Origin of the sequence: Sphingomonas pseudosanguinis (genome assembly GCF_014196255.1) — a bacterium.
GTDB classification, from domain to species: domain Bacteria; phylum Pseudomonadota; class Alphaproteobacteria; order Sphingomonadales; family Sphingomonadaceae; genus Sphingomonas; species Sphingomonas pseudosanguinis.
Genome location: NZ_JACIDH010000024.1, coordinates 35,586 through 42,409 on the forward strand (window position 1 = coordinate 35,586; position 6,824 = coordinate 42,409).

The following is a 6,824-nucleotide window of genomic DNA, read 5'->3' on the forward strand; positions in this document are numbered from 1 at the left end:
CGGCGTCTTCGCGCCGGCCTCCTGCTCCTTCACGATCGCGGTGACCTGCTCGTCCGAAGTCTGCTCCTCTTCATCTGTCCGTCTCTTTCTCAAGGCGGACTTCACTTTGCTGTGGTCACATCCCATGGTAACACGTCACCCCAACCAACGCTTCTCAACGTCGGGGTATGAGCGCAAAGGACGACCGAGAGCGTGCTGGTTAGCTATACTTCAAGAGGACCACGGTCGAAAGACCGATTGGCGGTCTTCTCCTGCCACGTTTTACGCTCCAACTTGTGAGAAGCGTTCACGCTGACGGCGCACTAAACTCACCTTACGATCCAAGCCGTTGCTTCTCAGGTAGGTGTATACGTCTGATGATGTGAGTTTTCCGCTTGAAAGCACGATCTTGTGCGAGGGGCCTTGTGCACACGTGCGATTGTGCGTGTTTGCACTTGCCTGGCGTTACGGGCAGGGCTCGTCTCCGACGACCCAAACTCGGCCGTTCAGACCGCCATCCCCGCTCCCAAACTCCTGCCATTCATTCATGTTCTGAATCGGGTTCGAAGGCCCAGGCCGTTCCCGATGCTGACCGGACGAGATTGGGACATTACTGCCGGTCGCCGACGCGAATGGGAACGTCCGGCTACGCCGAAACCGGTCGTTCGTAGAGCGCCGTGAAGGCAAGGTTACGGAACGCTCCAGAGCGGCCTGACGGCTCAAACCTCGATCAATCACGGCGCGCTGGCTGTGATCAACTCGGGTCTGTGCTGTCGGCCTGCACCATCGGTGCCAATAAAATCTGGCACCATCGCGCACCCTCCTGTAGGCTGTCGAAGGGGAAAAAGTTCGAGGATCTGTCGGACAAGGCCCAATGTACGTAACTGGAAAGGAGGGCTGATGTCCACAAATCAGATTGTCGCTCTCCTCAACTCGCACATCGAGGGGGACGAAGAGCAGTTCCTCTCCATAGCCCTGCAATATGCGGCGCAGCAGGCGCGCCAAGGCCATGCCGAGGAGGCTACCAAGCTCAAGCGCCTGGTTCAGAAGGCACGCGACCGCATCGTGGGTTCCTCCGCCGTGCAATCGCCTGTGCCGCTGGCTCGGCCCCGGTCCGAACTTCAGGGATTAGTCGAGAGCGGCTATCCCAAAATCAAGCTGGATACGATGGAGCTCGCCGATGGCATCCGCGAGCGTCTTTTCCGCGTAGTGCGTCAGCAATCCGAACGTGCGCGCTTGCGCGAGCACGGCCAGGTTCCGGCCACGCATCTTCTGCTGATAGGCCCTCCAGGGACAGGTAAGACGATGACCGCGTCCGCGCTGGCGGGCGAATTGCGGTTGCCGTTGTTTACGGTTCGCCTGGACTCCCTTTTCAGCCGGTTCTTCGGCGAGACTGCAGGCAAGCTGCGCGTACTGTTCGACCAGATCGCACAAACCCGCGGCGTCTATTTGCTTGACGAGTTCGACGCGATCGGCGCGCGGCGTGGTGACCCCAATGACGTTGGCGAAATCCGGCGGGTACTGAACTCGGTTCTCGCCTTCATGGAGGAGCCCAACGCGTCGGATAGCCTGGTCATCGCGGCGACCAACCATGTCGAGATTCTCGACAAGGCACTGGCGCGTCGCTTCGACGAAGTGATCGAATATGCACCGCCCGGCGCCGATGCCGCGCGGTCGCTCTTGTCGCGGCGGATGGGCAAATTCAAACTCACGGTCAAAGCTTGGCAGCGCGTGGCGCCGCTTGCCGAGGGGCTAAGCCAAGGTGAGTTGGTCCGTGCCGCCGATATGGTCGTGAAAGACGCCATTCTCGAAGACGCGAAGGCACCGTCTGCGGATCGCCTAATCCAGGCGCTTGAAGATCGGCAGGCATTTCGTCAGCGCTTCCATCGCTAGTGTCCTGGGAGACGAGCGAACCAAGAGGACCGCTCGGGGTAGCGGTGAGAAGAGTGTGAGGGGGCATGCCCGAGAATAATCCAGGCGCGGCGCGCGATCTGCCGCATATTCCGATCCATCGCTGGCGCGAGAGCGCACAGTATACCTATCCCAAGACGCGTCGCGAACGCCGTGAGCGGCGTGACGATTATCATGCTCATGCCGAAGGCTTGTTGCAGCAGCTCGCAACGGCGCTTGGCGACGTGCCCGCCCCTAACGCCGATAATCGTATCGCGATCAATGGGTTGAAACGGGGTGTGCTGGTTGAACTCGATACAATAACGCCCGGCGAGCGCGCAAAGGCGACCAAGGTTCCGGCGCTCGATTTTCCGGGTCATGGGATCGCGGTTCTCAAGTCCGAGCGGCTTGAAGATCGTACCGAGAAGGCGATCGTTTTCGTCCCCGATGATGCGCGCAATTTTCTTAACGACAAGCTGACTGCCTACGGCAGTGAAAATCTGGGAAACCAGCCCCGCCCCGATATTGACCGGTTCGAGGTGATTGAGCATTTTCAACCCGCCGACAGCCGCGCGTTGCTTTCGACCGGATTGAGCGATGCCGACGCTGAATTCTGGTGGGAGCTTTGGCTCCGTCGTTCGAACGGCCAACATCCAGATGCGATTGCCGATGCCGTCGTCGCGATCTTCACTCAGGCCGGCTTGCAGGTGCACAGTGATCGCCTGCGGTTCCCGGATACGGCAATCCTGTTCGTTCACGCGAACTTGGCGAACCTGCTTGCGATCGCCGACCGGGTGCGCGGCACGATCACGGACATTCGCCAAGCGGCAGGGAATATCGAACTGCTTCTGACCGACAAAGGCGGTCTGGGGCAGCAGGAACTGGTTGATCATTATGCCGGTCGCCTGACCGCTGCTGAAGATGATGCGCCGGTCGTGTGTATCCTCGACACTGGCGTCTCCAGTGCGCATCCACTGATCGCGCCGGGTCTCGCCGGCGCATGGGCGGTCAATGCCGCCTGGAACAGCGACGACCATGCCCCCCATGGCGGACACGGAACCGGCATGGCCGGCCTTGTCCTTCATGGCGATCTCGTCGGCCCACTCAGCGACGATCGCAAGGTCGCACTCGGTCATGCCGCGGAGTCGGTCAAGCTCCTTCCGCCTCTCGGCTTTCCGGCGACCGAACCGGCACGATGGGGCATCATCACGCAGGCGGCGGTGGCGGTGGCCGAGACGGAGCGGCCAAATGTTCCCCGCTCCTTCTGCATGGCAACGTCATCGGCGCACTTCAGCCCGGAAGCGCCCTCCAGCTGGAGCGGCGCTCTCGATCAAATCTGTGCGGGGTCGATGCTCGGAGAGCGCCAGAACAACGTAGCGGCCAAGGACCATCCGAAGCGGCTGGTCGTGATCGCCACCGGCAATATGATAGGTGGGCCGAAGGCCGATGTTCTCCAGCATCACTCGCTGGAAGACCCCTCACAGAGCTGGAATGCCCTCTCGATCGGAGGGTATACGGCGAAAGTGGATTTGTCGGCCGCAGAGCCACATCTCGTGCCGTTGGCCGCCGCCAATGAGAAAAGCCCGTTCAGCTGCGGCTCGCAACTGCTACCTCCCGACCTCACGCCGATCAAACCAGAAGTTCTGTTCGAAGCCGGCAATATGATGGTCGATGCGGCCGACAATTGCGACTGGCATACCGCCGTTTCGTTGGTGACCACCGGCAAGGATGTGGTCAATGAACCGCTGACGCCGTTCTGGGCGACCAGCGCCGCGTCGGGCATGGCCGGAAACTTCGTCGGCCGGCTGAACGCGGCACTACCGAATCTATGGCCTGAGACGTACCGTGCGTTGACCGTGCATTCGGCGGAGTGGCCGATGCCGATCCGCTCGAAGCTGATCGGGCGCGGACGAAGCTGGAAAACGCTGACGAAGGGCAAGAAGCAGCGGCTCCTGCGCGACGTCGGCTACGGTGTCCCGAATCTCGGCAAAGCGATCGCATCCGCCAAAAACGATGTGACGCTGTTCGTCGAGTCCAATATCCAGCCCTATGCAGCGTCTGCCGACGGGCGATCAGCCGTCTTCAATGAGGTTCATTTCTACGCGCTGCCTTGGCCTCGCGCGGCGTTGGAGGCTCTAGAAAATGCCTTGGTCGTGATGCGCGTGACGCTCTCCTATTTCGTCGAGCCAAACCTGACCGGAAGGGCGGGCACGCGCCCGGATACATACCGCTCCTTCGGCCTGCGGTTTGCGATGAAGAAGCGCCAGGAGACCGCGAACGAGTTTCGCCGCCGGCTGAGTGCTCTCGCCGGCGAGCGGGAGGAAGTTGGACAAGAGACGGATTACTGGTTGCTCGGGCCACAGGCGGTCCAAGCAGGATCGTTGCACTGCGATCTGTGGCGCGGGCCCGCGATCGATCTCGCACGGCATGACCAGATCGCGATCTATCCGGTCGGCGGCTGGTGGAAGTCTCATGTCGGGCAGCGCCGCATGAATGACGTTGCACGCTATGCGCTGGGGATCTCGATCACCGCCCCTGAACAGGATGTCGATCTCTACGCCGAAATCACGGCTGAAATCGAAGCGCGTATCGCTGCCGAGGTGGCCGTGGAGGCTGGCGCGGGAGGTGCAGCGGCGTGAAGCGGATTGATCTCGCCAATCTGCTGTCCTCCGCCACGAACATCGCCATGTTTGCGGAGAAGCTAGTCATGCAGACGCGCGGGCTCGGCACGCATGGTCATGCCGAGCTTCCGCCAGACCGGATGATCAGCACGTTCATGGCGAGCTTGGCCTATGTGTCGGATACCGCGAAGTGGCTCGATCTCCCGGCGACCGCTGCAGCGTGCGATCGGTGCCATGGACTGGTCCGCTATTGGCTCCAAGGCGAACGCATTTTGATAAACCGCGAGCGCGGAGAGCAGCTCAGCGGCACCTGCTATCAGATCACAACCTCGCTTGGCGATGAACTCGGGCGCCATCACACCTATGTAGTGGCACCGCGTGAAGGCGCGCTGATCGACAATGGCATCAGCTTGTTCGGGCTGGAGGTTGTCCAGACATTTCCCGACACCCGCGTGGATATCTCGGCCGGCGCGGCGTGTCTTGCGTATGAGCTCTGGACCGCATGCGTTATGCACATGATGCGCGTCGCGGAAACTGGAGTGGGCGCGCTCGCCGATCATCTTTCGGTAAAACGCGGCACCACCTGGGGCGGAACGATCGCCAACATCAATGAGGCGCTGAAGGATGCAGCACGGATCAGGGGCGATGCTCAGCTGCGCGCATGGGCATCGGAAACCGGGACATATCTCAATTTCGTCAAGGACGCCTTCCGCAATCCGGCAATGCATCCCGAGCGTACCTTCTCGGCGGAGGAAGCGAAGATGATCTTCGACAACACCCGCGCGTTCATGCGCATGTTGACGCAACGCCTAACGCCGTGATCGCGACGACTAGCAGATCGAGCGGCAAGTTTCCTCGATTCTTCTTTGGACGCTGACAGGCAGCAAAGTCGCTAATCCCGACGGGCTCACAGGCGAGCGAAAGAAAGGCAGCTTTCAGGATCGGTCAAGCAGTTCGGAATGCAAGCAGGGCCCGTTGCGGATCGTCTGCTTCGATCAAACCGAACGGCAACTTTCGTCAGAACCGGACGTTCACCAGCGCGGATGTGGACGACTTGAATTGGTCGAGGATAGCCACAACCCTAGGGTTCAAACCCAATCAGCATCTTGAGGGATGACAGGTTTCCTGATTCATTGGGGTGTGGATCAGGAGAGGTGAGGCATGGCGCTGTTCTGGTTGTCGGATGAAGCGTGGGCGGCGATCGAGCCGCATCTGCCCAAGAACCAGCCCGGTGCCCGACGGGTAGACGACCGGCGGGTTATCTCCGGGATCGTGCATGTGCTGAAGATCGGCTGCCGCTGGTGCGACTGCCCAGCCGATTACGGGCCATCCACGACGATCTACAACCGGTTCAACCGCTGGTCGCGCCGTGGCTTCTGGCTCAACCTGCTCGACGCGCTGGTGGATGCCGGCGTGGTCACCAGAAGTACCGCGATCGACAGCACCTACATCAAGGCGCAACGCGCGGCCTTCGGCGCAAAAGGGGGCGCCAGATCCAGGCGATCGGTCGCTCGCGCGGTGGCTGGACGACCAAGATCCACGCGCTCACCGATGTCATCGGCCGCCCCTATGCGCTGATGCTGACGGCCGGCAATGTCAGCGACGTGAAGGAGGCGCCTGCGCTTCTCGAACGGGCTGGCCGCATGCGCTACCTCCTTGCTGACAAGGGCTATGATGCAGACCGGCTGCGCCGCTCGCTCCGCGATGCTGGAGCCGTCCCTGTCATTCCCGGCCGTCGAAACCGCAAACGCACCATCCGCTACGACAAGGACAGATACCGTGGCCGCCACCTGATCGAGAACGCCTTCTGCCGCCTCAAGGACTTCCGCCGTGTCGCCACCCGCTACGACAAACTCGCCGCCAACTTCCTGTCAGGCGTCGCCATTGCAACCGCGCTCGCATTCTGGCTCTGATTGAGTCTCAGCCCTAGGCTCTCGCGCGCCGGCACGGCGACGAGGCCGAGCGACAGCACCTCGTCCCTCCGGCCGGGTGCGGACGCGTGAGCCACTTCATCTTCTCGATCACGTCATCGTGTCATGCATACAACGCATCCATCAGGAACAGCCTGGGCTGCACCGGCCGATGCGCCAGCAGAACGCGCTCCTTCTGCGCGTCGCCCACCGCCTGCCGATAGCGGACCGTACCGAACCTCTCAGCGTCGTCGAACCCGACCGGCGCCCCGTCCTCGCTCGCGCGCGGGGCGGCCCGCAGTTGAAGATCGTGCTCCATGCCCATGCTCTGTCAATCGGCGTCCAAAAAGGACCCCCTATCGGCGTCCAAAAGGGACCCCCTTCGTCGAGCAGCGTGACGGGTATGACGGGTGCACCGTTCGCG

The 6,824-nt window shown here is 61.6% G+C and carries 4 protein-coding genes and 1 pseudogene; 4 read left to right on the forward strand and 1 reads right to left on the reverse strand.

The genetic code is table 11. The features are described from left to right. The first annotated feature begins 879 nt into the window (after window positions 1–879). The 4 genes and pseudogenes from GGR48_RS16605 to GGR48_RS16620 all read left to right on the forward strand — a co-directional run bounded on the left by GGR48_RS16605 (window position 880) and on the right by GGR48_RS16620 (window position 6,403). Window positions 880–1,872, forward strand: coding sequence for an AAA family ATPase (locus tag GGR48_RS16605; RefSeq protein ID WP_183952950.1), 993 nt, complete (start codon window positions 880–882; stop codon window positions 1,870–1,872). 65 nt (window positions 1,873–1,937) lie between these two features. Continuing rightward, a complete protein-coding gene (locus tag GGR48_RS16610) occupies window positions 1,938–4,508 on the forward strand; it encodes a S8 family peptidase (protein ID WP_183952951.1) in 2,571 nt (856 codons plus the stop codon). Next, entirely contained in the window at window positions 4,505–5,311 is an 807-nt protein-coding gene (locus GGR48_RS16615) for a hypothetical protein (protein WP_183952952.1), read from the forward strand. The genes GGR48_RS16610 and GGR48_RS16615 overlap by 4 nt, the downstream gene beginning before the upstream one ends. 340 nt (window positions 5,312–5,651) lie before the next feature. Beyond that, window positions 5,652–6,403 (forward strand): annotated as a pseudogene (locus GGR48_RS16620) (IS5 family transposase). A gap of 121 nt (window positions 6,404–6,524) precedes the next feature. Here GGR48_RS16620 and GGR48_RS16625 read toward each other — a convergent pair. Beyond that, window positions 6,525–6,719 carry a hypothetical protein gene (locus GGR48_RS16625; RefSeq protein WP_183952954.1) on the reverse strand — a complete coding sequence of 65 codons (195 nt, stop codon included), beginning with the start codon at window positions 6,717–6,719 and terminating at the stop codon, window positions 6,525–6,527. Window positions 6,720–6,824: the final 105 nt, after the last annotated feature.

Excerpts from the sequence above, each read along its gene's own strand:
- GGR48_RS16625 (WP_183952954.1), bottom strand. The coding sequence starts at position 6,719 with ATGGAGCACGATCTTCAACTGCGGGCCGCCCCGCGCGCGAGCGAGGAC.
- GGR48_RS16610 (WP_183952951.1), top strand. The coding sequence starts at position 1,938 with ATGCCCGAGAATAATCCAGGCGCGGCGCGCGATCTGCCGCATATTCCG.
- GGR48_RS16605 (WP_183952950.1), top strand. The coding sequence starts at position 880 with ATGTCCACAAATCAGATTGTCGCTCTCCTCAACTCGCACATCGAGGGG.